This window comes from Vibrio cionasavignyae, assembly GCF_050337155.1.
In the GTDB taxonomy this organism is placed as follows: Bacteria; Pseudomonadota; Gammaproteobacteria; order Enterobacterales; family Vibrionaceae; genus Vibrio; species Vibrio nomapromontoriensis.
Map to the genome: position 1 here is coordinate 61,160 of NZ_JAKJSR010000018.1, position 26,222 is coordinate 87,381.

Sequence of the window (26,222 nt, forward strand, 5' to 3'; positions counted from 1 at the left end):
GAGTTTTTTAACATTGTCTCAAAAACGAAAAAAGTCTCGCAAATGCGAGACTTTTTAAATAGTGGGTTGATATTAGCCGATTAGAGTAATGAACCCTTGAATTATTATGAGGTTAACAATGTCAATGAAAAATGCACCTACAATAGGAACCACCATAAAGGCTTGAGGAGAGGGACCGAACCGATTAACGATTGATCCCATGTTCATTACCGCCGTTGGCGTAGCACCTAGACCGAAACCACAGTGCCCACCCGCTATCACCGCACCATCATAATTACCACCCATAACCTTGAATGTTACGTAGTAGGCAAAAAAGCCAAGAATGACCGACTGTACTCCCAGTATAACCAAGAACGGTATTGCCAAATCGAAAATATTCCAAAGCTGTAAACTCATTAAAGCCATGGCTAAAAAGAGTGACAAGGACACCGTACCGAGTATATCGACTGTTTCTGCATCGACTTTATAAGCTTTTGATACTTCACAAATATTGGTAATAAACACCCCAATAAAAAGTGCGTAAACGAAGTCTGGGATCATCAACCACGACACTTCAAAGCTATTTACCCATGCATGCAAGTATTTCGCCCCAGTCACGCACAATAATAGGATAAACAGGACTTCTACGACCTTCTTTGCCGTCACACGATCTCGTTCATACTCATTGTAAGTCACCAATTCAGGAAAGCGCTCATGTGTGTCGTTGCCTCGGCCATATTCGGACTCAAAATTATTTTTATCAATGAGACGCTGAGCAACAGGGCTACCAATAATACCCCCAATGATCAAACCAAATGTCGCTGATGCCATTGCAATTTCAAGCGTATTGCTAATACCGAAGGTTTCTGTAAATGTCTGAGCCCAAGCTGCCCCCGTTCCATGTCCACCCGATAACGTAATAGAACCAGCAATTAGCCCCATCAAAGGCTCTAGACCGAGCGCTGTCGCCATCCCGACACCGACACCGTTTTGCACAATGATATAGGCCGAGGCAACCGCTAAGAAAAGAAAGACTTTTGCTCCGCCTTTCAACAGCTGTTTGTAATTGGCAGCAAGACCCACCGTACTAAAGAACATCAACATAAATGTCTTCTGCAATGGCAAAGAAAACTCTAAGTTAGTCCCGTTAAAATGCAAAACTGTGATGATAAAGGCCACAATTAAGCCACCAACTATGGGTTCTGGAATGTTGTATTTTTTTAGTGTCGGGAACTTACTATTGATAATATGCCCAAGAAAAAGAACACTAATTGCGATCAAAAAGGATTCCAACGTTCCAACAGAGATAGTGTTGCTCATATAACCTCTCTATATGTTTATCGCTCATCTTCCTTAATGAGGTTAGATTAAATTGTATGCGTGTAGTAAGAATTTAGGATAGATAACGACAATAACAACGTCACCCAACAACCTTGTTCGGTTTATCCTACTCTCTTTAATGGGAATGTAACTTGAACTCAAGGTATTGATGCACAAAGCAGCTTTGAGCAAATACGCATCAGCTTATACCGAAAATGGCGTCTATACTGAGCGAGACAATATAGTCAAAAAAGATAACTACACAGCGCGAATGTTAAGGTGGCGGATTATAGCACATGACATACCTGACACCTAATCGCCCTATATATAAGGATAATAGTTGACCATGAAACCCCTTATGCTAGCTGGATTGCTGTCCGCTAATTATGCCATTAGCAGCAATGCAGCCATTAACTTTGAATTTGAAACTGCGACGACGAGCGATGACATCCATGCTCAAAAGGTCCTTAAAGAAAGTGAGTTAACTACGCTTGTTTCTGAACTATCCGACAACTATTTTCGTTTCGAGCAACCACTGACCATCATATATGGCAGTGATGACGGACCATTGTATGACCCTCAAAAACATTCGGTGCTCATCCCCTACCAGTTTTACACCGATTCACTCAACTATTTCATCAAGCATGATTATGAAAAAAAATTTGGCAAGCCCCCTGAGCAAGGTGCCATCGATACTATGCTACACACATTACTTCACGAGGCTGGTCATGCTTATGTCGCTGACCAACGTATTCCAATCCTTGGCAAGGAAGAGGATGCCGTCGACAATTTTGCGGCTGTTCTGATGATTAATTACGTTGAGGGCGGCAGTGATGCTGTTGTCAGCGCCGCTGACATGTTCTCATTTGAGTCAGAAGAGCGTCCCGAATATTACGAGGTATCTGAATATATCGGTGAACACAGCTTTGATTTGCAGCGTTACTTTAGTGCACTATGCCTTGTTTATGGAAGTGACCCAGAGCATTACTCGTCACTACTTGATGAAATCGAGGAGGATTACCGCGACGAAAGAAAAGATGTTTGCCTACAAACATTCACACAAGTTGATGAAAATTGGCGACACGTGTTGAATATAGAGAATTCTGAAAGCGATAATGAATAGGCCACTCAATATTGAAAAGATGCTAGACCGCTTGCGTAGCATCTTTTCAAGTAAGCTCTATGTTCTACTATTGTCTGTTACGATCGATAGCGTTTAGATTTACATTGTAAAATCTAGCTTTCAGCATCACTTCGGACAGCCTTGAGCAGCACAGAGGTATCTGAACGTCCTTCTCCTTGAGCCGATAGTGTTTGGTAACGCTCTATCGATTGTTGAGTCAATGGTAGCGTTATCCCCTGACGCTGAGCTTCATCAAGGCAAAAGCCCAAGTCTTTTATCATCCAGTCTATCGCGAAGCCAAAATCAAACTTATCTTCTGCCATTGTATTTGCGCGATTTTCCATCTGCCAAGATCCCGCAGCACCATTTTTAAGACAATCGACTAAGGCAGGTATGTCTAGACCACTCTTTTGCGCCAACAGTAGCCCTTCCGATAAACCAGTTAATACCCCAGCGATACAAACTTGATTAACCATTTTTGCCCGCTGCCCCTGCCCTACGCTTCCCATCAGAACCGACGAGCGACCATACGCGTTAAATACTGGTTGAAGATTGGAAAAAACCGCCTCGCTGCCGCCACACATGATGGTCAAAACGCCATTTTCAGCGCCGGCTTGCCCTCCGGAGACTGGCGCATCAATAAACTCTATACCGTGTTCGTTAGCCGCTAACCCTAACTCTTCAGCCAATAGTGCTGACGTCGTGGTGTGATCAATGAGAATGGCACCACGCTTCATATTAGCAAGTGCGCCATTCGCTGCTGTGGTCATTTGACGAACATCGTCGTCATTGCCCACGCATACCGCAACGACATCGGCATCCTTAACACAGTCCGCTACCGTTTCTGCATAGCAGCCATCGTATTCCTCTGCCCAACGCTGCGCCTTTTCAATCGTACGGTTGTAGACTGTGACTTCAAAACCGGATTTGACTAAGTGCCCCGCCATTGGGTATCCCATCACGCCAAGACCAATAAAACTCACCTTCATTGCTATCTCCTTTATTTTTATCGAATCCACTACCGCAGTAAGCTAATGAGACGTCTTTCCATAAGCTCAGCGTGAATTACTTTTCATTAGTAGGTCTTTGTACACGAAAAATCGCCAACAATCACTACAAGCCCTCTCATAGCGCACATGAAGAAAGCTTGATCGCGCCAATGTCACAATTAAATTGGAATTATGTCATACCAATTGGGAAGAATGATCAAGGCGAGATGATCCAAGACCTTCACAGCCATGATCATCGTTCCATAGCCGTACAAGAATCCATTATAAAAAAGTAGGATAAACAGAAAGATAGGCATAAAAAAGCCCGCTAGTGCGGGCTATTACAAATGTATGCTTAGATAGCGTCATAGTATAAGCGAGTAACGCTTATACTGTTTACCTAAGTTATTACGCTTCAGCGTTATGATAAACCTGTTGAACGTCATCACAATCATCAAGCATATCTAGGAACTTCTGGAATTTTTCATCATCTTCCGCCGGTACCGCAGTGTGCGTTTGTGGAACGAAAGTGATCTCTTCTACATCAAGCACCAGCTCAGGGTACTCTGCAGTAAGCGCTGTTTTGGCTTTAAAAAACTCAGTGTTAGGCGCAAAGACAGTGATAACGCCATCTTCTAACTCGATGTCAGCGACATCAACGTCAGCCATCATTAGCGCTTCAAGTACTGCTTCTTCGTCTTCACCTTTAAACTGGAATACAGCTTGATGTTCAAACATATGAGCTACAGCACCAGGGCCGCCAATTTTAGCACCTGTTTTAACAAAGCACTGGCGAACATCTTGGAAAGTACGATTACCGTTATCTGTTAAACAGTCAACAATAACGCTTACACCACCAGGTCCAAATCCTTCATAGCGTGCTGCATGGTAATCTTCACCGCCGCCGCCATTCGCTTTATCTAATGCTTTTTCAATAACGTGCGCTGGAACTTGGTCTTTTTTCGCTTTTGCAATCAGGTGCTTAAGCGCTAAGTTCATGTCTGGGTCGCTACCGCCATTTTTAGCACTAACGTAAATTTCTTTACCGTATTTGGAATAAACTTTAATTTTTGCGCCTGCAGTTTTTGCCATTGAGGCTTTGCGCACTTCAAAACTTCTTCCCATCGGGATGTTCTCTCTTATTCAATTTAATGCGAGGATTTTATCAAATCACGGAGGCAAATCAATTGTGATGGGTCATGTAAACAATCACAACACACCCATCATCTTCTTGTATTTGGCCACACATTGCTCAAACCACGCTTTTTCAGCTTCATCACGGATATTTTCAAGCTGAGTTCTGATGGCATCAGGACCCACTTTTGCCTCTTTAAGCTGCCAAACGACATAAGAGGCCTGCTTATCCAGCTCAACTTTGTTTTTCTCTGCTGGAGGCAGTAACGATAAGTTGTAAGACATAGCAATTCGTTGATTAGTTCAAGTGATCGCAGAATATAGCACCGATGAAGCCCTGAACTCAAATCAAGTCGCTAAAAATACGAAAGGGTGGCATATGCCACCCTCTTAATTTGACGCTCTCGCTATTAATGTATCAAACCGAGTTCTCTTGCTTCTTCAAGAGTCAATCCACTCTCTTTGATTTCTCTTAACGCTTCAATGCGTCTTCTCGCCTCTGCTGATTTTGTTTGCTTCGCTGGGCGCTGTTCTTCCATGTACTCTTCAGAGTGATCCCATTTTGTCGTGATAGACGTCATATCTTCATGGTCGATAGAATTAATGGACATTGTTTCCTCCAGATAAACCATGTCTAGGACACCTAATCTGTAGCAAAGGATAATTTTGTTGTTAAGGGAAATAAGTTCAGAGTGTGACTCAATCAATACTTCTGAATAGAAGTTAAAAAATGTCAGAAATTAGCTTTGAAATTGATAACATTGCCACGTACATTCTGAGGATTACACTGTCAAAAACTGACGTGATCCAGATCCCTGTTTTTCATACCTAGCAAAGCTATTTCTTTTCCCTACCTTTGTACTCAAATGCGAGCTTCAAACAGGCAAAAAAAAAGCGAGTTCAAAAGAACTCGCCAAAAATATATCAGAATGAATGTAACAATATGAGCCAATCTACATGTTTAGATAGAGAGGACAAAAGGTTGTCTATTCGGAATAAATAATAACCATCTTATCGTTTAACATTGTCAATGCTTTGTCAGCGTTATGTCTGTATCTCAACAATTTTTCCCGTCAACAGGCACCTAGATTGAGACTTCATCCAAAACCCGAAAAACCGCTTCATCAACTTGGCCTTGGTAGACACTTTTACATACTTTTTTTCGCACCGCTAATGCCGAGATTAAACGTTCTATCGACAAATGTTTATTCTCTTGCCGAGAATTATATAACTCTACCACTCGGCTCAAGGTTTCATACGGAATCACGTTATTGTCGACACGTAGCCAATCAAGCTTCTCCATGAGCTCATAGCACTCTTGTTTGATTGAAGCCAGTGAATGTCCAGTCATTGCAGACAACGCCGTTATACTGCGTTCTAGAGCCTCTGGTGAGGTATATTTAGATAATACGATGGTAATCTCATCAGCATTGATCTCGACAAGATGCTTACGCTGCTTAACTCGTCGACCTAAATTCCCTTTCGGCGATGGTGCTTTACGTTGAATAGGTTCAAACTCACCATCAATAATGGATGAAAGCTCATCAAGCTGCTTTCGGCTCACTAATTCATGTCGCAAAGGGTTAGGCAACGTTGGTGCCATATTACGTTTACCAGCGTTTGTCGTACGAGCTCGAGAGTAACGCAATACCTCTTCCACGTCGCAGCGAATATCGACCTGAAAATCTGGCAATTTAGCTAAAGGATCCAAACAGGTTAATGTCAGGTGATAACCCCATAGATTCACGTCAAACTCGTTATCAGATTGAGGATCTTCTCCTAATCGTCTTAATTCTCGAAGAAGATCCATAGAAAAGCGTCGCCACTCAATGTTGCGAGCTAACTTTTGATTCAACTCGGAAAGCAATAACGAATCCGTATGACGACGTGCCATACGACTTCGGAAATACGAATAAAGTTGGAACACTAAGGTATGTTGTTTCAAGATTTCCGGTGGAAATAGGAAAAAGTAATCTCGAGTCAATAGTTCTTCATAAAATGACGGTTCCCAAACCAAAATGTACAAGTTCGGTTTGATTTTAATTTCGCCGTCAGCCCCTTCACGAGGCGCTTCTTCAGAAGCGGTAATTGTTCTGGCGATAAAGCGGAAACGATCACTTTTAAACCCTTCTGGCATATTTTCGCTTAGCCAGCGCCCTGTTAGTTCGTGAAGCTGAAAGTCAGTAAATTCGATGCGATCGATACTGTCACGAATAGAATCACGAGCAGGGCCGCTGTCTTTTTTGCCTCTCAATGACAAGATGTCAGTAATATAGAGTGGTGTCTTGTTTGGAACATGCTTGGCATCAAGCTGATATTCTTCATGATGATGATCATGGTATTGAACGGTAAGCGTAAATAACGCAAACAGTGTCATCAGATCATCGACGGTCATAATATTTTTAGAAGATCGTGTTTCAATTACCGCTCGAGTGCCAGAGATCGATACCATCGATTTTTGGTAGCTTTTCCTCGTTCTCGGTGGAGCTAGCGCTTGATCAATGATACCGGCCCAATTTGTCGGCGAAACAATGAATTGATCGGCCTCATCACGCATTGCTGGTGGCGTGTATAACCCATGTTCATTTAACAAACGTTTATTAACTTGAGTCTGAGCCAGCGCTTTAGATTTCTTTTGCTTTTCTGATTGCTTAACGGATTCTGTGATTAGGCTAGTGGCGCCTAGTACTGAGACGAGTTGGTTTGGGTTGATAAACCGATGTAACATTGTTTTCCCCGCTAAACCTTCTTCGAATTTAACCGGGAGTTGAGAAAACAAACCAATATTAACGGCCGCGCGAAGTCGCTGTTGTATGGCGGCTCGTGTAAGTTTGCCGTCGGTCGCGATAATAAGTTCGGTTGTTGATACGTAACCATCTTTTGAACTGAATCCACGTAAAGAAATGAGATTAAGCAGCTCAAGGATACTTTTTGTTACTCCCTTGAAGTGCTGGTATTGCTCAATCCAATCTACGGATGCTTCAGTAATTTCGAAGAGGTGTCCCCCTTTATGATCTCTTGGGAGCTTGATCAGTATTTTATTATTATCACTCATGATTAGATCTATATCACACTATCCGTAATTCCGATATTGTTCCAAAGAATAAAGAAAAACAGATCATAAATAAAGGATTATTTTTATCGATCTGTTTTTATGATCTATCTGTTAATACTGATCTAATATGATTAAGTGATCTAATGATCTGGGCCGAAATTAGCCTGTAAGGCGTTGATTGTATTGTGTTATTTTTAGAGCTGCTTGGACGCATGATCATGTCCCCCCCGAAACTATGATCATTAAATATAGAAAGCATGATCAATAGGAAAAGAAACGATGATCATGTACTGAGCGAAAAGATGATCAACTCTTATGAGGAACAATGATCAAGTGACAAAATTAACTTACCCACAGGTTATTCATTTTCATATCTAAAAATTTTCGATTTATCCTACTGATTCATTGGTTTACTAACGGAAGCATGATCAAGATGAGGGATAACAGCCATTTTTTGTATGGTTTTTCATCAATAGTATCCTCTACGTGATTTTCGAGTACTCAATTTAGCCGTGTTCGCGATATTATGAGGCATCAGCTCATTTTGGGAACCATGATCAAGTGATACAGAATGCTTCTTTTGTATTTCAATATTGTTAATAATAGACGCTGATTGCTTATATCCCTTATTCCACCTAGCATCTACCGTAGTTTGTTATAAAAATATCATGCTTCCGTGTCTTTGAACACTTGATCATTCTTCCTTGTTTTCGATCTTATTCGACATTCAGTTAGATTAGCTGAATCGGTGGCTTGTCCCTTGATCATGCTTCAGAACAATTCGTTTTGTTGTGTCCAAATAAACTATCTACCTTGATCATGTTTCCATTCTGTTGTTGCCGCCTCTTCATTCATTGTTCTGTAGCCCCAAGCAAGACTGACTTGATTTGGTTTTTTCTATAGGATTGAACGTAATTTTAGAAAATGGGATATTGTAGAGTTAATTCTGTCGTTTCTAACTCAAAATGTCAGCCGCCGTAATTTAGCGCTCAATCATAATCGTTCCGGACATATTCTTGTTTACATTGTAAATGAGTGACGCCGTAACACTTTAAAAGTTTACATATTCCATCAGCTAGTTGGTGACTATTTTTGTTCAATTAATCGTCATTAATCACAAATTGACAATACATTGTCAAAATAAGTGCAATTATACTCATTAAATGTATGGACAGCTTTTTTGTGAGAATGTACGATAATGCTGTACGTTATTTGATTAGGTTACTTGACTGGAACTTAGGTATGAAAAGAGAACAAACTATAGATAATCTTTGTCGCCTCGCAGAGCTCACTCAGCAGGTGCAAGCCGATCGTATTGAAATAGTATTAGAAGAACGAAGTGAAGAACATTTTCCTCCTATGTCTAAGGCTATGATGGAGACGCGCTCAGGCTTAACGCGTCGCAAACTTGATGATGCGATTAGTAAGTTAGAAGCTGACGGCCATCAATTTACTAAGAATAATGCCAATCATTATTCAATCTCGCTGCAAGAAGCCCATATGTTGATGGACGCTGCAGCGGTACCTAAATTCCATCAGCGAAAAAATAATCAAGATAATAAACCTTGGATTATTAACGTACAGAACCAAAAAGGTGGGACAGGGAAGTCGATGAGTGCGGTTCATTTGGCTGCGTGTCTAGCACTGAACTTAGAAAAGCGTTATCGCATTTGCTTGATAGATTTAGATCCACAAGGTTCATTACGACTGTTCTTGAATCCTCAAATTAGCTCTTCAGATCATGATAATATTTACTCAGCAGTGGATGTTATGTTGGAAAATGTCCCTGAAGGGACGGAAATCGATTTAGAGTTCCTGCGTCGTAATGTTTTGCTACCGACGCAATATCCTAATCTGAAAACTATTTCAGCGTTTCCTGAAGATGCGATGTTTAACGCAGAAGCATGGCAAAACCTGTCACAGAATCAGTCTCTTGATATCGTTAAGCTGCTAAAAGAGCAACTAACAGATAAGATTGCTGAAGACTTTGACATCATAATGATAGATACAGGTCCTCACGTTGACCCATTAGTTTGGAATGCAATGTACGCTTCTAATGCGTTACTTATTCCATGTGCGGCAAAACGTCTAGACTGGGCGTCGACAGTTAACTTTTTCCAGCACCTTCCAACAGTATATGAGATGTTCCCTGACGATTGGAAAGGGCTTGAATTTGTCCGTCTGATGCCAACTATTTTTGAAGACGATAATAAGAAACAAGTATCGGTTTTAACTGAAATGAACTACTTGCTTGGCGATCAGGTTATGATGGCGACGATTCCACGCAGCCGAGCATTTGAAACTTGTGCCGATACTTACAGTACGGTTTTTGACCTCACTGCCGGTGATTTTGAAGGCGGTAAAAAAACATTGGCTACCGCGCAAGATGCGGTGCAGAAAAGTGCACTAGAATTAGAAAGAGTGTTACATAGCAACTGGGCATCATTGAACCAAGGGTAATAGAAGATGGCAATTAAAACTTCTGATCTGAATGCAAAACTATTTGGAAAAGCCAATAAACGACGCGCTTCTACGCCTCAAGAGGCGCAAAGCGCTGCGAAAGAACAAGCACAAGTTATCGAACTCGCAGTTGCTGGTGAAGATCTTGTGTCATTTGAATTAATTCGTATCCCAGCCGATCAAATTGAAAAAACAACCTTTGTTTTCCAAGAAAACGCTCGTGAACAATCATTTCTAAATGAGCACGCGTTGTCGGATGTACTGGCGACATTACGTGACAAAGGGCAGCAATATCCGGCAGTTGGACGTCGACAAGAGGATGGTAGTATTGAAGTCCTCGACGGTAGCCGTCGTCGAATGTCTTGTATTATCGCTAATCAGGAATTCTTGATTTATGTCGCTAACAATATTAATGCTGATCATGCTAAGTTCTTATCGGATGTAGCGAATGCCCATAAACCGCTGTCGCTATACGAGAAGGGCAAAGAAATGTTAGCTAAGCTCGACAGTGGCGAAGCAGAAGACCAAAAAGCATTGGCAAAAATGTTTCAATGTAGTGAGGCGTTAGTCAGTGGTGCGCTTAAGGCCGCCGATTTACCTCTAGAGTTGCTTCAAGCTTACCCTAATGTTAGTGATTTAGGGCGACCAACCATTGTTAAGCTGCATAAGCAGTTTAATGAGCTTGGCGATGATAACCAGTTTAAACTGATTGCTCGTTGTGGCGAAACGGATGGTTTTATCTGGCAGCAAAGCAGCGCTCATGGTGTTGCCCGAATCACTAAAGAAGTGTCAGAAACCCTAGAGACTTGGATGCACGAGCTTGTGCCACCAAAGCGCACCAAAGTGACCAAGACAGAGTTAGTTAAAGGGCGAGCGAGTTATACCCGCAAAGGACCTAACCTAGCGCTTAATTTGAAGAAGGTTGATGACCAAACAATGGACGAGATATTGGCGTTCATTAAATCCAAAATTCAATAACAGATACCCCGCAGAAGCGGGGTATTTTTTTATGCTAATATAGACGTAGCCTTTTTTACTGTACAACGCTATGTCACATATAACCTCTAAGCAATATCAATCCATCAAGCCTATCCTTTATGCCGCAAAAAAACATTTTACTCGTGGCGTATTCCTACTCGAGGGAAACTCGGACTGGGTTCAATCCTTTATTTCTGAATTTATGGTCGATGCCGAGAACTTGCCGGTTTGCCAATTAGGTGGCGACGCTTTCTTCGGTACTCACTATTATTCCTCCAAACAAGGCCGCCAGCTTCTAGGTGTCGAAAGTCGCTCTATTGTCGTCTCATTGGATGATGGGTTCGATGCAAACAGCTTTAACGCCGCCGTTGGCAGCTTAGTGGGTGGTGGGTGTTTAATTTTAGTTTGTCGTACTATCTCAGGGCTCGCCCCTTGGCTTCAGTCCTATCTTTCATGTCTTCCTATCTTGCCTGAAGGGCAGGAGAGTGTTTGTAATACTAACCAGTGGCTAAGCAACACGCAGGCGTTAAGTATTACCGAAGGTGAAGTGTGTTATGAGCAGCAATGCCATGCCATAACGCTTATAGAAAAAGTGTTAAGAGGACATAGAAAAAGACCATTGGTTCTAACGGCTAACCGTGGTCGCGGGAAAAGCAGCGCGTTGGGATTGGCGGCCAAACGACTTTTGGAAAAAGCACCGCTGACAATTATCGTTGTCGCACCAAGCAAACAAGCAGTTGTACCTATTTTTGAACATGCTGGCGTATCGCACTGGCATCAAGGTTCTTCACTTATGTTTGTTGCGCCAGATGAATTACTAGAAAAGCGACCGAAGTGTGATTTACTTTTTGTTGATGAAGCCGCAGCAATACCTGTGTCTATGCTCAAATCGATTATTGGAAACTATCATCGTGTCGTACTGACGACCACAATTCATGGCTATGAAGGTTGTGGAAGAGGTTTTAGCCTTAAATTTGTGCCTTGGCTTTTGGATGCTAGACCTGGAACTCAGGTTTACCAAATGGATCAACCGATACGATGGGCAATGAACGACCCTTTAGAGGCGTGGTGTGCGTCCACATTTATGCTTGACTGTGAGCTAGCCGACGTAGATTCAGCGTTACTCGACAAGCAGATCGAACATTCGAGCTTATCGATGACTACGTTTACGAGTAAAGACCAATTAAGGCAAAGCCCTTTATTACCACAGGCATTTGCACTATTAGTTAACGCTCATTATCAAACGTCGCCTAACGATCTTATGTTACTTCTTCAGGACGATAATGTTGAGCTGCATATCATCACGATTGAGCAGCGCGTTGTCGCGAGTATGCTTGTTCATTACGAAGGTGCACTATCAATTGAAACCGTAGATTCGATCATGCTTGGGCTGTCACGCCCCAAAGGACATTTGATACCGAGTGATTTGAGTAACCATTTAGGGCTTTCCGAACCTGGGACACAACGATGTGCACGCATCATGCGAATCGCTGTTCACCCAATGCTTCACTCTAAAGGTATTGGTCGAGAACTGTTATCTCGTTACGCAAATAATATCCCCAGACCTGTAGATTATCTTGCAACATCGTTTGGGCTAACACTTCCTTTATTGGATTTCTGGCTCGACAGTGATTATTTGCCCGTGAGACTTGGCGCCTCCAAAGACCAATCTAGCGGCACATACAGCATTGGGTTGGTGCGCCCAATGCTTCCTGTTTCTGATGTGTGGGTAAAGCAGGCTCGTGATACTTTTAGAATGACGATCCCATCTCAACTGGTGGGGGCGAATCGAGAACTTGAACCGAAGTTAGCATGGGCGCTGTTCAGTGAAAGTTGTCAGTCACATTCAGAGGCGTCTGTACCAAAGTTGCTAGACTTGTACGCAAGAGGGGGGAACGCTCTTGAAACTTGTCGCTGGGCTTTACCAGAATTTTTGCGTACCTTGGCTAGTCGTCACATTCAGGTGGATAGCTTGCTGTTAATTGGTGTCGGGCTATTACACTGGACATGGAAAGAGTGTTGTTTGCATCTTAACTACGCGGGTAGAAAGCAAGCCGAAGCCGAGTTAAGGAAAGATATTCAGCACTATATTCAATGTTTACAGTGTAAATCCTAGATTCTGATTATCGCTACAATTTACACTGTAAAACAGAACTATGATGTTTACAGTGTAAATTGGCCTGCGTTATCCAGTTTTACACTGTAAATTATAACCGTCCTTAGAATTCCAGTTCAATGTATTGATTATAGACCTTGATTTAACTAAACGACGGCTTGTAAAAATCAACTGACACAACGTGACCGCAGATCGAGTTTTAGGAAGTTTTTATAGTCTCAAGATTGAGACTGAACTAAGATAAAACTATATTCGTTGAAGCGCGATCACACTTTGTTTGAAAAGCGTAGGCGGTTAATAAGGAAGTTATACCTGTCATGTGGAAAAGTGTTCTCCAATTGTCTAGTAACAAACAAGAGGTCGTGGCTGTATTGCCGCAAGAATACGAACAGGGGCTGAGTTTGGAAAAGCTTCTACTTGAAAATGCGCTGTCCGAACTTGACGTAAAGTCGCTCTATATTGATGAAGCATCAGTTAATCAATTTATCGCCTTTGCACAACAAGCAAAACGAGAGGCTTTTCATGGCGTCAAACTTGCCTATATAAAAGATGCTTCGGTATCTGTCACGTTAAGTGAGCAAGATATGTTGGCGAGCATGACAGTAGAAGGCGCCTATGGTGGTGAACCGCTGACCGGAGCGGAAGTCATAAAAACGCTTGCTGATGCAAAAGTGCTAAAGGGAATTAATAAACTAGCGCTAAAGAAAGTCTTATTGCTTAGTCGCCAATTAGAGGCTGGTAAAACCTACGTTCAACCCGTCGCTGTTGGCAAGCGACCTGTTGAAGGTAAAGACAGTCAGTTCATCCCACTTATTCTCGATCCTAAATCTCGTGTATTGAAACCTCAACGCCTAGGCGAATCTGATAAGGTTGATATGCGCGATCTTGGTGAAATGGTGACAGTGGGAGAGGGGGAAAAGCTGATGAGGCGCATTCCTGCCATATCGGGACAAAATGGCTATACCGTAACGGGTAGTATCATTCCTCCTAGAACAGTCAAAGATACCTTGCTGAAGGTGGGTAAAGGTACCGCTATTTCAAAAGAAGACCCCAACATACTCATCTCTACTATTTCCGGGATGCCGATTCTCAAGGCGAATGGCGTTGATGTTGATGAAGCACTTTGTCTATCAAAGGTAGATATTTCCACGGGTCATATTCGCTTTGAAGGTAGTGTGGTTATCTCTGGCAATGTTGAAGCGCAAATGGAAATTGTGGCCTCGGGCTCGATTACTGTTGGTGGTTTTGTTGAATCAGCAAAGCTTGAAGCAAAAGGTGATGTTATTGTTTCAAAAGGTATCATTGGCCACAACGTCGATGATGGTGATGATAAAACGTGTGTTATCCAATCAGGAGGCGACATTGTGGCCAATTATGCACAGTTTTCTGAGTTGACCGCAAAAGGCGATATAAAATTGGCTGTTCATAGTCTCAATAATGACTTACGTTGCGTTGGTGATTTATTGGTGCAAGGCAACAATAAAAAGCAGGGCACGTTGAGTGGCGGGCAGGCACTAGTGGGTGGGAAGGTGGTTTGCAATCACCTCGGTGTTGAAGGTGACACGGCAACATATATTGAAGCCTTCTCTAATCACAAGGTGTATGTTGAAAAAATTGAAACGTTACAAGATGAATATACCGCGCTACAAGAGGCTAAGATGGCGGCGATTCGTCGAGAAATCGAATTAAAGAAAATCCCAAAATCCACGCGTACAGAAGAGCAGAATCAAGAGCTTGCCGATTTAAATAGTACCAATACTGATGCGATTGATAGTCTAAACGCTAAAAAGGCGGCGCTCGAAGAAGAGTTGTTTGCAAAGTTAGAAATTAATACCGCAGAGTCGTTAGTGCAAACTCATACTCGTGTCACCGTTGCCATCGGCGGCGAAAAGGTGACAACGAAAAATACTCACGGACCGGCTATTTTTCATCTAAAAAACAATGTCATGCATTTTGTACCAAAGCTGAAAGAAGAGGATTTAGCGGTCTAGTTTGAGGTTTTAGATTTCGTCCAAAGGACGGGGCCTGCACCCTGACTCGCGAGCTCGTCTTCAGGGTTACGTAACTTACATTTAGTCAACGACAAGCAGCCACACCCGATGCATTCTCCCAATTCATCTCTCAATCTAGACATTAATGAAATTTTTGCATCTAAGCTTTGTTGCCACTCCATCGCCATATTCTGCCACTCATTTTGGGTGGGAGCGCGATGGATGGGAAGCGAACTCATTGCCTGTTTTATTTCTTCCAGTGTCATTCCCAGCTGTTGACCGGTTTTAATGACGGCAATACGCCTTAATACTGATCCATCATAACGGCGTTGGTTCCCTGCATTTCTGTGGCAGGCTATTAGCCCTTTTTGTTCATAAAAATGAATCGCAGAAACGGCAATATCTGCACGCTTCGCGACTTGACCTACCGATAATTCCATTATCGCTTCCTTTCCATAGTTGTGACTGTCAATAACTAGTATACGTGGTGAGAGTGGATGAAAGAAACGGATCAGATGAATTGACGTCTATTTTTGTGCATGCATGCAGACAGCTGTTATGTGGATAGGGCCTGTAGCGTGAAGGGTGCGCCATTATTTGGGTTTCACCGGCTCGGCTGGCAACGGCGTTGGATGTGGAGTATTGGATTCTTTACCCGGCGTAACTGTGGTGTTTGAAAGGGAACGTATAAAGCGGCTCATATACAGTTCTTTAACGATGCTTTCGCATTGCTCATTGGAGAGTTGCCTACGCCATACTTCAGAGTCGACAGAGACGGTGGTTTGGTTCGTCGCTCGATAACCGTTAGCGACTTCGCAAAGCTCGATTGTGTCCATGTTATTAGGGTAGGTATTAACAGATGAAGATCGCAGACCAAGCTGATTCATTTGATGTGAAGAGCATGCCGTTAATGATAATGCCGCAATTGACGAGACAGCCAAGGAAACAAAGGAGGTTTTAAAGCGTGTGGGCACAACGGAGCTCGTCTAATTAATACAAAGTGGCGAAGATATTATCAGGTGAATAGTCGAAATAAAATATTGAACCAATCTGAAGTCACTATACGGGAAAAATTGACACTACTCAGACATTTAGAGTGTTTATACTGCTGAAAGTAGACACAAATTAGTTCGTGGTCATTACAACGTATTGGTAGGAGAAAGTTGATGTCAGAATCTATTCATGTGGATGTGGCGGTTTTGGGGGGAGGCCCTGGTGGTTATACCGCGGCTTTTCGAGCGGCGGACTTAGGGCTTTCGGTGTGCCTCATTGAGAGTAGCGAAACCTTAGGGGGAGTTTGCGTTAATGAAGGATGCATTCCCTCTAAAACGCTTCTTCATGCCACGTCCATGTTGACAGAGGCGCAGCATGCCCAGTCCATGGGGGTGTCATTTGGAGAGATACAGGTAGATATTGACGCAATGCGAGCGCACAAGGTCGCAACCGTTGAAGCGTTGACGAGCGGGATAGCAAAATTAGCAAAAGCGAGAGGAATACAAAGGGTTAAAGGGATTGGTGTGTTTAAAACTAAACACTCACTGCAAGTGACGGGAGAAAGCGACACGAGTGTAGTGACCTACGACCATGCCATTATTGCCACAGGTTCTAAACCTGTTGAAATACCTGGTATGCCAAAGCATCAACGAATATGGGACTCGACAGATGCTCTTGATTTAACATCGATACCGAAGCGCTTATTGATTATCGGTGGCGGAATTATTGGTTTGGAAATGGCGCAAGTCTATGCGTCCCTAGGTTCTAAAATCACCATCGTGGAAGCCGCGGAGCAAATAATACCTGCAGCAGACAAAGATGTGATTCAGCCATTGCAGAAAAATATTAAAAAACGTTATGACATACTCACGCGCACCAAAGTCGTTGATATGGTCGTTGAGGATGGCGGTGTCGTTGTCACTATGGAGGGGAAAAAGGCTCTAGAACCTCAGATGTTTGATGCAGTGCTGGTAGCGGTTGGGCGACGTCCTAACACGATGGCAATTAATCTAGATGTGCTGGAGATCTCCTTGCATGAAGACCAGCGAATTCCAGTCGATGACACAATGCAAACGTTACAACCAGGGATCTATGCGATCGGCGATATTGTGGCGGGCCCAATGTTAGCGCATAAAGCCACACATGAAGGCAAAGTTGCCGCTGAAGCTATCGCTGGAATCAAAATGGCAGCCAAGCCAGCGTTAATTCCTTCAGTCGCTTACACGTCCCCTGAAGTGGCGTGGGTTGGTTTGACAGAAAAAGAAGCGAAAGAGCAAGAGGTAGAATACGATATTGGTAAAGTACCTTGGTTAGTGAGCGGTCGAGCACAAAGCGTAGGTGCCGCTAACGGCATGACGAAAGCGCTGTTTGATAAGAAGACTGGCGCATTGCTTGGTGCGAGCATTTGTGGAGAGAATGCAGGTGAGTTAATCCATGAAGCAGTAATCGCAATGACGTTAGGTGGTCGAGCGAAGGATATCGCTCATGCGGTCCATGCGCATCCAACCTTATCGGAAACGTTCGCATTTGCCGCAGAACTTGTTGAAGGCACTATGACAGACATGTTGCCACCCCGTAAGCGTTAGTAGATCGGCTATTTATGATTGGCGCTGTGCCTTCATTTCGTATTGATTCTGTCTAATATCAATTATAGATGATTGAACGTAAATTTTGACGCAGCTGCCATATCAGCAAGATAGTATTTGAACTACCTAATCAGACCAGTTACTGTCATAAATAACAAAGCATTAACATTTGGTGGCAGTATGCATTTTGACGAACTATTAAAACACGCGGCTCAGTGTTCCTTAAATGATGGATCAATGACGATCCCCACTTCTTGGGGGCAGGGAAGAACCGTATTTGGTGGCGCTTCAGCCGCGATCTTATACGCCGCCATGCGATCAAAGTTAAAAATAGATCGCGCCCTTCGATCGCTCAACACCAATTTCGTTGGTCCTTTGTTAGTTGATGTACCATTTCACTTTCAATTCGAAGTACTACGCGAGGGAAAAAATGTCTCGCAGATTTGCGCAAGGCTGATTCAAAATGACCAAGTGGTGGTCTTTCAACAGGCATGCTTTGGCGTTGATCGTGACTCTCTGATTACAGTTAAGAATTCAGACAACCATATAATGCCGGAACCCAGTGAATTATCGCTCTTTCCCGATGTTGCAAAAGGTGCTCCTAACTATACCGCACATATAGATTTAGCCTTGGCTCGGGGTCATCTACCATTTACGGCAAGTAAGGACTCACATTCCTATGGATGGATGCGCTTTAAGCATGCACCGCAAGAAATAACCGATGCCCATTTGATCTGCTTGGTTGATGCGTGGCCGCCAGGTGTGTTGCAGATGATGGCGCAGCCTGCTCCAGCCAGCACCATGATGTGGAATCTCGAATTTATTCATCCTCATCAATCCGTTGGCGTTGAAGATTGGTTTGCTTATCAGTCCCATACTCGTCAAGCTGCGCAGGGGTATGCTCATGCAGAGGCTAATGTGTGGAATCATGTTGGGCAACTCGTTGCTATCAGTCGACAAAGCATAGCGGTATTTGACTGATTACTTATCCGTCGTTCAGTCGTGCAAATTTATAATACGAGCGGCTAATCATGAGTTTACACTGTAAACATGCGATGACTCAGCCCTTCATCTATGACAACGGCATTGAGTGTTGAGCTGTCCGTATGAGGCGACTCACTATCGGATACGCTCCTAACGTTTATAAAAACAGTCCACATAAAGAAATATTAATCTCACCCTATTGTGTTGAAGTTCACATAGAGGTTGGTATCCTTGCTCGCTGATTTTCACCTTCAAAATCTCCCCTTGCATTACGTTAAAAGCCACGCGTGTAGTGTTTCCCCATTTTATAATTTAGAGGTATATATTTATGGCTATCGGTTTTGACTATGGAACGGCAAACTGCTCCGTTGCCCATATTATCAATGGTTCAGTACAGCAAATACCTTTAGTTGGAGATGACTGTTATATCTCATCCACCCTCTGTGCCCCTACAGCCGAAACGGTATCAGAGTATTTGTTTCGTTGTTTAAATATACGTCCTGCAAATGAGGTTGGAGATGCTGTGCTGCGTCGTGCTATTCAAATGAATCGAGACGAAGGAATCGAAGTTATCCCTTCAGATGTTTTATTTGGGCAGCAAGCACTGGATCTTTATTTAGAGGATCCCAAAGATGTCTATTACATTAAATCGCCGAAGTCTTTCCTAGGAACCATTGGATTGCGCGATATGCAGCTGTCATTTTTTGAAGACTTGGTTTGCGCAATGATGGCTAATGTAAAGCATCGTGCAGAAGAAAGCCTTCAGCAAGACCTCACACAAACGGTTATTGGTCGCCCAGTTAACTTCTTGGGGCGTGGTGGAGATGCATCCAATGACCAAGCCGAAGCGATATTATTGCGCGCGGCTAATCGAGCTGGCTTTAAGGATGTTGCGTTTCAGCTTGAGCCGGTAGCGGCTGGATTGGATTATGAGTCGACACTGTCTGAAGACAAGAATGTTTTAGTGGTTGATATCGGCGGTGGAACAACGGATTGCTCATTTATTAAAATGGGGCCGAGTTGGGCAGGGAAATTAGATAGAACGGGTTCTCTTATCGCTCATACAGGCCAGCGAGTCGGTGGTAATGACTTAGATATCTATATCGCCTTTCGCCGCTTGATGAGTGCTTTTGGTATGGGGACGAAGCGCCATTCAGGGCTTGATATACCCGTTACTCAGTTCTGGAACCCAATCGCTATTAACGATGTTCAAGCGCAAAGAAAGTTCTATGCCCAGGAAAACATGAAAGAACTAAAAATGCTGTTGAAAGAAGCAAAAGAGTCAGACAAAGTGGCTCGCCTGGTGAAGCTGCATCAAGATACTCTTGGATATGCAGTCATTAGAGAAGCAGAAAAGGCTAAGATTGCACTTGGAGAAGCAGATCAGTATCGCGCTTTCATTCAGCTCATTTCTGAACAGGTAGATATTGATATTACTCGAGATGAGATGGAGAGTGCGATTGATAACCCGAAGCAAAAAATAAAGGCGTTGGTGCAAGAAGCGGTGAAACAGGCGGGAATACAGCCTGACGTTGTGTTTATGACTGGTGGTTCTGCGCGATCCTCGGTATTGCGTCAGGCTGTAAACGAGGTTTTGCCGAATACCCCCTTAGTTGCTGGAAACTATTTTGGTTCAGTAACGGCTGGTCTAGCGCGATGGGCTGATATTTGTTTTAAATAAAGAAGTCGGTCTGCGAATCTTCTTGTATATTTTCCGACACTTACTGTCACTCTCCAGTAATAATAGCCGGATAGAACGAGATTATTATAGTGTCTGGGAAATGGACAAAATGTAGGAAAGTAATAATTATCGTAAGAATAACTGTCGGAGTTTTCTGATATTAAAATGGAGAGGTATACCTCTTTAGTATTAATTGAATCAGCGTGCTAGGGGAGAAAGTTACTGGCTGTCAATTCGACGTAATTATATGATTTTTCGGTAGTTAGAGGAATGTGACACAGTTCGAATAGTTTAATATATAACCGGAATAAATGTGCTGATACTCTTGCGATAGGTCACGTTATGCGCATAGAATGAAAGCGACTCTCTTAAGCCGAGGGTCACCTAGCCAACTGACGTTGTTAGTGAATGACTATTGTTCACAGTATTATGAGCCAATCACGATTTGTTGTGATTGGCTTTTTTTATTGCCTGCTATATAGAATACGCAAATATCGTTAGTGAATTAGCGGTTCTAGTTACATCACTAGAGACGAAATAATACCGATAACGCCACCAAATATTCCTCCCCAAACTACCAACCAGCCTAGATGTTGCTTAATTAGGTTTTGTACGATCTCTTTGACGATTTGTGGGGTTAGCTCATTGAGTCTCTGTTCAATGATGGAATCAATATTGTCTTTCACTTCGTCCATCATTGAAGGTGATTCAAATTGTTCAACAAGAGCTTGTTTGACTGAGTCACTTTGAGCGATATCTGCCATTGCTGCTTTCATTTTTTCGACAAACGGGGCTTTTAACGGTTGTAGAGCCTCCGTACCGCCAAACATAGCCAACATACCTCCGAATTGTGACTGCTCAATGACGTCAACAAGAGAATCGAACGTTGGGTTGAAATCCACTTTTTCGATAACGGGTTCTAAATCAAGAGAGAGCCCCGTTCCCACTTCCTGTTTAAGAAATTTATCAATATTACTGTCTGTAAAGAACTGGTCCATCATGAGGTTTTTGATCGCGATTTTAAAATCTTCAAAGCGTGCCGGGATAACACCAGAACCATAAATACCCGGTATTTTTTCAAATAGCATATGAATCGCTAACCAGTTGGTTACCGCGCCAGAAAAAGCAAACAGGCCAGCATAGAGAAGAATAGAGTTGTCGAGTTGGTAGCCTGCACCAAGTAACCCCAATGCGACGAGGTTGGTAATCATACTTTTGTTCATAATTTTCGCTTAAGTAGACGATTAGGATAGTTGGCAGGGATTTTAAGAAAAAATGACGACGATAAACAGTAACTTCTTGCCGTTAGGTTAAGATTCGAGTGAGCCTTGCGATGCAAGACTGGCGGATTGACGAATATTTTTAATCTTTTCAAGCAATACTGATTTATTAAATGGTTTGGAAACATAGTCATCCATGCCACTTTCGCTGCAGCGACGTATGTCTTCATCGAGCACACTTGCAGTCAGGGCGATGATGGGCGTTCTAGGTATATTGTATTGGCGTTCATAGGCTCTAAATTCAGCAGAAGCGGTAAAGCCATCTTTAATCGGCATCATACAATCCATCAATACGGTGTGATACTGGTTAGTTTGATCGCAAAGGTAGTCTAAAGCCTCTTGACCATTATTCGCTACATCGACCTCATACCCAGATTTCTTCAACAATAATGAGGCGACTTTTTGATTCACTTGGTTATCTTCAACTAGCAAAATAGGCAGTGATACTGAGGTCTCTTCAGTTTGAAAAAGTGGCAGGTGAACGGGCTCCTTGGGTAAGGAAGCGACAGGATCAACTTGAAATGCATTGTGGGATTGATTTGTACTCGTTTCTTGCTGTTTCAGTCTTAAAGCATCATGTTGAGTGTGAGCATTTACTAGGGTATCTATTAGTCGTGTACCTAGTAATGGGAAAGTAATAAGACCAGATAGCAGTGCTTCGTATTCTGATTTTGGTGCCGATTGACGCTGCACAAGAATTAACGGGCTATCAGGATAGGTGATCGCCATTTGCTGGAGATCGTCAATGGCATCTCTATCACTCGATAGACAGTAGATAATGGTCGCCCCATCAAGATCTTGAGGCGGCATGTGTTCAATCGACGTGAACTGAAGCGTAACTGGTAAGGAAAAGTGTGCCATCTCTAGAGTCAATTGCTCCAGCAGATTTTGCTGATTGCTAATAATACAAAACTGTTGGACAAGTAGCTTGTTTTGAGCCGGAGGTACTTGTTGTACAACGGCTGAATCAATCTCAAAATGAAACGTACTGCCTTGATTTTTTTCTGACTCTATCGCTATTTTACCACCCATGAGTTCGACAAGCTGAGACGAAATCGCGAGTCCTAAACCCGTACCGCCAAATTGCCGAGTGACGGTACTATCTTCTTGGGTAAAAGGCTTAAAAATGGCGTCTTGCTTGTCTTTGTCAATCCCGATGCCAGAATCACTCACTGCGATCATTAATCGGCATGTTTCATTTTTAATAGGCGTGACGTGAATGGTCATTTTTACAAAACCGGCCTGCGTAAATTTGACGGCGTTGGACATAAGATTCATGAAAATTTGGCGCAATCGATGATCATCAATTAACAGCATGTGAGGGAAGTTAGCTGAAAATTCTATATGAAGATCAAGATCTTTTTCATTGGCTTTAGCAAGTACGATCGCAAGCGTGTCATAAGCGATCTCGCGGAGGTTTGAACGGTGCAAGGAGATCAGCAAATTTCCAGATTCAATTTTTGAGATATCCAGAATGTCATTAATCAAAATAAGCAGCGTTTGAGAAGAGGTTTCAATGGTATTGAGGTAGTCTCGCTGAATTGGATTGAGATTAGAATCAGACAAGATACCAGACATGCCAATTATACCGTTAAGTGGGGTACGAATCTCATGGGACATATTGGCGAGAAAAGAGCTTTTTGCTACGTTTGCTCGCTCGGCTTCTTCTTTGGCTGCAATCATCCGCTGTTCATTTTCTTGGCGTTCTCTAATGAGAGTATTCATCTTTTGACCAAAATGGCTAAACTCATCGTGACCGGTGGTAGAGGCGGTGATATGAGGGCTACTAGAGCTCTCGAGCTGCTCAAATGTGTCGAGTGTGCTGTTCAAAAAGAAAATGATGCGCCGAGTAATATTGATGCTGAGGATGAACAGCGTAACAATGAGTATCAAAGTGATTACTAAGCCAACCCAAAGTCGCTGTTTTAGGTTACTTAGACGTTTAACCATTTCGTTAGATAATTGCTCATTAATCTGATTGGTGACTTGGTTAATTAATACTAGTCTTTGGTCAAGAGTCCGTGCCCCCAGCCCTTTGTCGTTTTCTGATAGGGTGTCAAATTCAGAGTTCATAACACGATCTCTAAAATTAATGCTATCGATAAAAGAGTTATCGGCGAACGTTTTTAACAGCAAATTGATTTGTAGTGGGTCAGCATTGATGGAAATGAAGCGGTCTATGAGATATTGCTGCCTCTCAAATAGTGTATTTAGGGTATGACGTTGCTCGTGTCGGTCGTAAAAGTTGACATCATGGTCGCCGTGTAAATCGAAATGAATAAGCCAATTCTCTTCCGTCGCCCACATTTTTATCCAATTGAGCAAGAACAGGGCATTTAAATGTGACTCCAGCGCACTTGAACTAGTATCGACCGAGATGCCTTCGATCTTACTGGTTATGCCCTTTAGTTGTTCAATATTCCAAGCACTCCACTCCTGCAATTCTTCAGAACTTGCAACTAAAGCCAGTTCATTGGATGAGGCCAAAATCTCATCCAATGCATTAGTTATATTGGTTGGGGTAGAGGTGGCGTAAATTTTATCGATTTCATGGCGCATAGTTTGAATGCTGGTCGTGAATTCTTGAACTTTTTTGTCATTGTTTTCATCAACAGAAAGGTGGTGATGAGATTCTGAAAATCGATTATGTAATGAGTTGAGCCTTAAATAATGTATTTCATGTAGCGCGGTAGAAAGTGCCCCAAGAAACGCGACCTTATCGCTAAGTCGCGCCATTTGTTGCAGTTGAACATTAGTTTTTGATGTCTCCCAAATGGAAATACAAACGATGACAAAAAGGGGTAAGACAGCGAGTAAAATGATACGAGCTTTGATCGACATCTTATTTAACAAATCCATTTCACCGATCCTTGATAATAACCTTGAACACATAAACTAATGAACTAATCTATGAGTAGTCTAGGATAGGAATCCGTGAGAGTGTAATGAAATGGAACAAACCGACAACATTGTGAAAATGGTTAAACAGTGTTTAATCAGCTGTTTAGCAGTAGTGGGCTTGGCTGTACTAATTGGCTTATCTTCGGACAGTCGTGCATTTGCTGCTAATGAATATGCGGTGTTTACACTAAATACAAATTTTGAAGAGTTATCTCGCAGTAAAGCGAGAATGGTTTACCGCGGTAAGGCCAAATCTCTGCAGGGAAAACGTATAGAAATATCGGATTGGCCAGAGAACTCTTCTGAGCGTTCTGAATTTTACGAATACCTATTAGGTAAAGATATCGCACAAATGAATGCTTATTGGGCAAGCTTGTCTTTTTCTGGCAAAGCAAGACCGCCAAAAGAAATTGGAGACGCTTCGGTTACTGCACTTATTCATTGGTTGAAAGAGAAGCCGAATAGAATTGGGTATGCGCCATTAGATGCCTTACCTCAAGATGCTAAAATTCTATACGTTGTCAGCGGGGAGAAATAACCATGAATAACAAATTGCTCGTCTTAGCCATTTCTGCCATGAGTGCACCTTCTTTTGCTGCTATTGACCTTTCAGATAACTTTTCTATTAGCGGATTTGGCTCAACCTCTTGGGCGAAATCTGACAATGCAACACCGTTAATGGTGAATCGAAATATCAATGATGAAAATTGCTATGATTGCGACACGACGTTTGGTGTACAGCTAGATTATTATCGCGAAGCATTTAAAGCCTCTGTGCAAGTGGTTAAGCGTCCGCAGGACCACTGGAGTGAGCCACAATTAGAGTGGGCGTATCTTGGGTATTCCATTGGGGACTTTGAGGTTAGAGGTGGGCGATTGCGCCTACCGGTATTTTTAGCTTCTGAGTACTACTACGTTGGACATGCCTATACCACTGCTCGCCCGCCGGGAGAGGTCTACAATAGCATCCTTGGGGTAACTGCATTTAATGGAGCAAGTGTAACGTGGAACCTCGATATTTCAGATGAAATGCAGTTAGCTTTGACGCCATTTGTTGGCTTTAAAGATACCAACGAAGTGGATTTGAATTCGATTACCACACTGAAGTTTGAAACGAAGAATATGTGGGGGGCAAACGCCCAACTAATCGGTGATAATTACCGAATTAATTTTGCCTTTTTAGATTCAAATTTTGATCAAACAGTGACATTGATGGGAACGGAATTTCCAACAACACCGGATCAAAACATTAAGCTTTACTCTCTAGGTGGCGAGTATGACTTTGGAAACCTCAAACTCACTGCCGAAGGTCAGAAGAACGATTTAGCTATGGCTTGGTATGGAATGGCTGCTTACCGAATTTCTGCTTTCACGCCATATGCGGTCTATGGGCAAGAGTATGACGAGGACAATAATAAGACGGGGGCGAGTACTACGTTAGGACTACGCTACGACGTACGATACAACGTATCGGTTAACGCAGAGTGGCAAAAATTTGATGCTTATGATAATGCGAGAGGCGCGTTTGTATCTAGCCCTCGTGTAGATACTGACGCTAACCTTTATACCGTCATGGTTAACTTTGTTTTCTAAGGCTCACGTTAAGTGACAGCGGTTTACTCTGCAAAGCTCGAAGGATAAAAAAGGCCCCG

General features: G+C 42.7%; 20 protein-coding genes. 10 read left to right on the forward strand and 10 right to left on the reverse strand.

Annotated elements, in window-relative coordinates:
• Positions 1-72: 72 nt before the first annotated feature.
• Complete coding sequence (gltS, locus tag L4D74_RS14555) at positions 73-1,299, reverse strand: sodium/glutamate symporter (protein ID WP_428752836.1); 1,227 nt, start codon at positions 1,297-1,299, stop codon at positions 73-75.
• Between the two features lie 346 nt (positions 1,300-1,645).
• On the opposite strand from gltS, the gene L4D74_RS14560 reads away from it, so the two are divergent.
• On the forward strand, positions 1,646-2,422 hold the full coding sequence (locus tag L4D74_RS14560; protein WP_428752837.1) for a DUF4344 domain-containing metallopeptidase: 777 nt from the start codon (positions 1,646-1,648) through the stop codon (positions 2,420-2,422).
• Between the two features lie 113 nt (positions 2,423-2,535).
• Here the strand turns inward: L4D74_RS14560 and L4D74_RS14565 are convergent, their stop codons facing one another.
• The 5 genes from L4D74_RS14565 to L4D74_RS14585 form a co-directional block, all read right to left on the reverse strand.
• The gene (locus tag L4D74_RS14565; RefSeq protein ID WP_428752839.1) at positions 2,536-3,411 is read right to left on the reverse strand and encodes an NAD(P)-dependent oxidoreductase; all 876 of its coding nucleotides are present in this window, start codon (positions 3,409-3,411) and stop codon (positions 2,536-2,538) included.
• Positions 3,412-3,819: 408 nt separating this feature from the next.
• A complete protein-coding gene (locus L4D74_RS14570) occupies positions 3,820-4,536 on the reverse strand; it encodes a YebC/PmpR family DNA-binding transcriptional regulator (protein ID WP_428752841.1) in 717 nt (238 codons plus the stop codon).
• 84 nt (positions 4,537-4,620) lie between these two features.
• Complete coding sequence (locus L4D74_RS14575; RefSeq protein ID WP_250617574.1) at positions 4,621-4,830, reverse strand: DUF3283 family protein; 210 nt, start codon at positions 4,828-4,830, stop codon at positions 4,621-4,623.
• Positions 4,831-4,955: 125 nt separating this feature from the next.
• A complete protein-coding gene (locus tag L4D74_RS14580) occupies positions 4,956-5,156 on the reverse strand; it encodes a PA3496 family putative envelope integrity protein (protein ID WP_428752842.1) in 201 nt (66 codons plus the stop codon).
• Positions 5,157-5,629: 473 nt separating this feature from the next.
• Complete coding sequence (locus L4D74_RS14585; protein WP_428752843.1) at positions 5,630-7,600, reverse strand: replication initiator protein RctB domain-containing protein; 1,971 nt, start codon at positions 7,598-7,600, stop codon at positions 5,630-5,632.
• A gap of 1,242 nt (positions 7,601-8,842) precedes the next feature.
• On the opposite strand from L4D74_RS14585, the gene L4D74_RS14590 reads away from it, so the two are divergent.
• The 4 genes from L4D74_RS14590 to L4D74_RS14605 all read left to right on the forward strand — a co-directional run bounded on the left by L4D74_RS14590 (position 8,843) and on the right by L4D74_RS14605 (position 15,145).
• The gene (locus L4D74_RS14590) at positions 8,843-10,060 is read left to right on the forward strand and encodes a ParA family protein (protein ID WP_265675684.1); all 1,218 of its coding nucleotides are present in this window, start codon (positions 8,843-8,845) and stop codon (positions 10,058-10,060) included.
• A gap of 6 nt (positions 10,061-10,066) precedes the next feature.
• Positions 10,067-11,038 (forward strand): ParB/RepB/Spo0J family partition protein, encoded by a 972-nt coding sequence (locus L4D74_RS14595; protein WP_428752844.1) that lies wholly within the window; start codon positions 10,067-10,069, stop codon positions 11,036-11,038.
• 70 nt (positions 11,039-11,108) lie between these two features.
• On the forward strand, positions 11,109-13,154 hold the full coding sequence (locus L4D74_RS14600; RefSeq protein ID WP_428752846.1) for a tRNA(Met) cytidine acetyltransferase TmcA domain-containing protein: 2,046 nt from the start codon (positions 11,109-11,111) through the stop codon (positions 13,152-13,154).
• 338 nt (positions 13,155-13,492) lie between these two features.
• On the forward strand, positions 13,493-15,145 hold the full coding sequence (locus tag L4D74_RS14605; RefSeq protein ID WP_428752848.1) for a flagellar assembly protein A: 1,653 nt from the start codon (positions 13,493-13,495) through the stop codon (positions 15,143-15,145).
• Here L4D74_RS14605 and soxR read toward each other — a convergent pair.
• The gene (gene soxR / locus L4D74_RS14610) at positions 15,142-15,585 is read right to left on the reverse strand and encodes a redox-sensitive transcriptional activator SoxR (protein WP_428752849.1); all 444 of its coding nucleotides are present in this window, start codon (positions 15,583-15,585) and stop codon (positions 15,142-15,144) included. The genes L4D74_RS14605 and soxR overlap by 4 nt on opposite strands.
• Before the next feature lie 153 nt (positions 15,586-15,738).
• Complete coding sequence (locus L4D74_RS14615) at positions 15,739-16,119, reverse strand: hypothetical protein (protein WP_428752851.1); 381 nt, start codon at positions 16,117-16,119, stop codon at positions 15,739-15,741.
• A gap of 192 nt (positions 16,120-16,311) precedes the next feature.
• Here L4D74_RS14615 and lpdA point away from each other — a divergent pair, with 192 nt between their 5' ends.
• The 3 genes from lpdA (at position 16,312) to yegD (ending at position 20,389) form a co-directional block, all read left to right on the forward strand.
• Positions 16,312-17,724, forward strand: a complete 1,413-nt coding sequence (gene lpdA, locus L4D74_RS14620) for a dihydrolipoyl dehydrogenase (RefSeq protein WP_428752852.1) — start codon at positions 16,312-16,314, stop codon at positions 17,722-17,724.
• A 237-nt stretch (positions 17,725-17,961) separates the two neighbouring features.
• The gene (locus L4D74_RS14625) at positions 17,962-18,705 is read left to right on the forward strand and encodes an acyl-CoA thioesterase (protein ID WP_428752853.1); all 744 of its coding nucleotides are present in this window, start codon (positions 17,962-17,964) and stop codon (positions 18,703-18,705) included.
• Positions 18,706-19,036: 331 nt separating this feature from the next.
• A complete protein-coding gene (gene yegD / locus L4D74_RS14630) occupies positions 19,037-20,389 on the forward strand; it encodes a molecular chaperone (RefSeq protein ID WP_428752855.1) in 1,353 nt (450 codons plus the stop codon).
• A gap of 518 nt (positions 20,390-20,907) precedes the next feature.
• Here yegD and L4D74_RS14635 read toward each other — a convergent pair.
• Complete coding sequence (locus L4D74_RS14635; protein ID WP_428752856.1) at positions 20,908-21,612, reverse strand: DUF445 domain-containing protein; 705 nt, start codon at positions 21,610-21,612, stop codon at positions 20,908-20,910.
• A gap of 87 nt (positions 21,613-21,699) precedes the next feature.
• Positions 21,700-24,528, reverse strand: a complete 2,829-nt coding sequence (locus L4D74_RS14640) for a hybrid sensor histidine kinase/response regulator (RefSeq protein ID WP_428752858.1) — start codon at positions 24,526-24,528, stop codon at positions 21,700-21,702.
• A gap of 118 nt (positions 24,529-24,646) precedes the next feature.
• On the opposite strand from L4D74_RS14640, the gene L4D74_RS14645 reads away from it, so the two are divergent.
• Positions 24,647-25,108 (forward strand): hypothetical protein, encoded by a 462-nt coding sequence (locus L4D74_RS14645; protein ID WP_428752985.1) that lies wholly within the window; start codon positions 24,647-24,649, stop codon positions 25,106-25,108.
• Between the two features lie 2 nt (positions 25,109-25,110).
• Positions 25,111-26,163 carry a sulfate ABC transporter permease gene (locus L4D74_RS14650; RefSeq protein WP_428752859.1) on the forward strand — a complete coding sequence of 351 codons (1,053 nt, stop codon included), beginning with the start codon at positions 25,111-25,113 and terminating at the stop codon, positions 26,161-26,163.
• Positions 26,164-26,222 lie beyond the last annotated feature (59 nt).

Coding starts and splice junctions, on each gene's coding strand:
- L4D74_RS14590 (WP_265675684.1), top strand. CDS start 8,843: ATGAAAAGAGAACAAACTATAGATAATCTTTGTCGCCTCGCAGAGCTC.
- L4D74_RS14650 (WP_428752859.1), top strand. CDS start 25,111: ATGAATAACAAATTGCTCGTCTTAGCCATTTCTGCCATGAGTGCACCT.
- L4D74_RS14585 (WP_428752843.1), bottom strand. CDS start 7,600: ATGAGTGATAATAATAAAATACTGATCAAGCTCCCAAGAGATCATAAA.
- L4D74_RS14625 (WP_428752853.1), top strand. CDS start 17,962: ATGACGATCCCCACTTCTTGGGGGCAGGGAAGAACCGTATTTGGTGGC.
- L4D74_RS14580 (WP_428752842.1), bottom strand. CDS start 5,156: ATGTCCATTAATTCTATCGACCATGAAGATATGACGTCTATCACGACA.
- L4D74_RS14570 (WP_428752841.1), bottom strand. CDS start 4,536: ATGGGAAGAAGTTTTGAAGTGCGCAAAGCCTCAATGGCAAAAACTGCA.
- lpdA (WP_428752852.1), top strand. CDS start 16,312: ATGTCAGAATCTATTCATGTGGATGTGGCGGTTTTGGGGGGAGGCCCT.
- L4D74_RS14595 (WP_428752844.1), top strand. CDS start 10,067: ATGGCAATTAAAACTTCTGATCTGAATGCAAAACTATTTGGAAAAGCC.
- soxR (WP_428752849.1), bottom strand. CDS start 15,585: ATGGAATTATCGGTAGGTCAAGTCGCGAAGCGTGCAGATATTGCCGTT.
- L4D74_RS14575 (WP_250617574.1), bottom strand. CDS start 4,830: ATGTCTTACAACTTATCGTTACTGCCTCCAGCAGAGAAAAACAAAGTT.
- L4D74_RS14635 (WP_428752856.1), bottom strand. CDS start 21,612: ATGAACAAAAGTATGATTACCAACCTCGTCGCATTGGGGTTACTTGGT.
- gltS (WP_428752836.1), bottom strand. CDS start 1,299: ATGAGCAACACTATCTCTGTTGGAACGTTGGAATCCTTTTTGATCGCA.
- L4D74_RS14560 (WP_428752837.1), top strand. CDS start 1,646: ATGAAACCCCTTATGCTAGCTGGATTGCTGTCCGCTAATTATGCCATT.
- L4D74_RS14640 (WP_428752858.1), bottom strand. CDS start 24,528: ATGGATTTGTTAAATAAGATGTCGATCAAAGCTCGTATCATTTTACTC.
- L4D74_RS14645 (WP_428752985.1), top strand. CDS start 24,647: ATGGTTAAACAGTGTTTAATCAGCTGTTTAGCAGTAGTGGGCTTGGCT.
- L4D74_RS14600 (WP_428752846.1), top strand. CDS start 11,109: ATGTCACATATAACCTCTAAGCAATATCAATCCATCAAGCCTATCCTT.
- yegD (WP_428752855.1), top strand. CDS start 19,037: ATGGCTATCGGTTTTGACTATGGAACGGCAAACTGCTCCGTTGCCCAT.
- L4D74_RS14565 (WP_428752839.1), bottom strand. CDS start 3,411: ATGAAGGTGAGTTTTATTGGTCTTGGCGTGATGGGATACCCAATGGCG.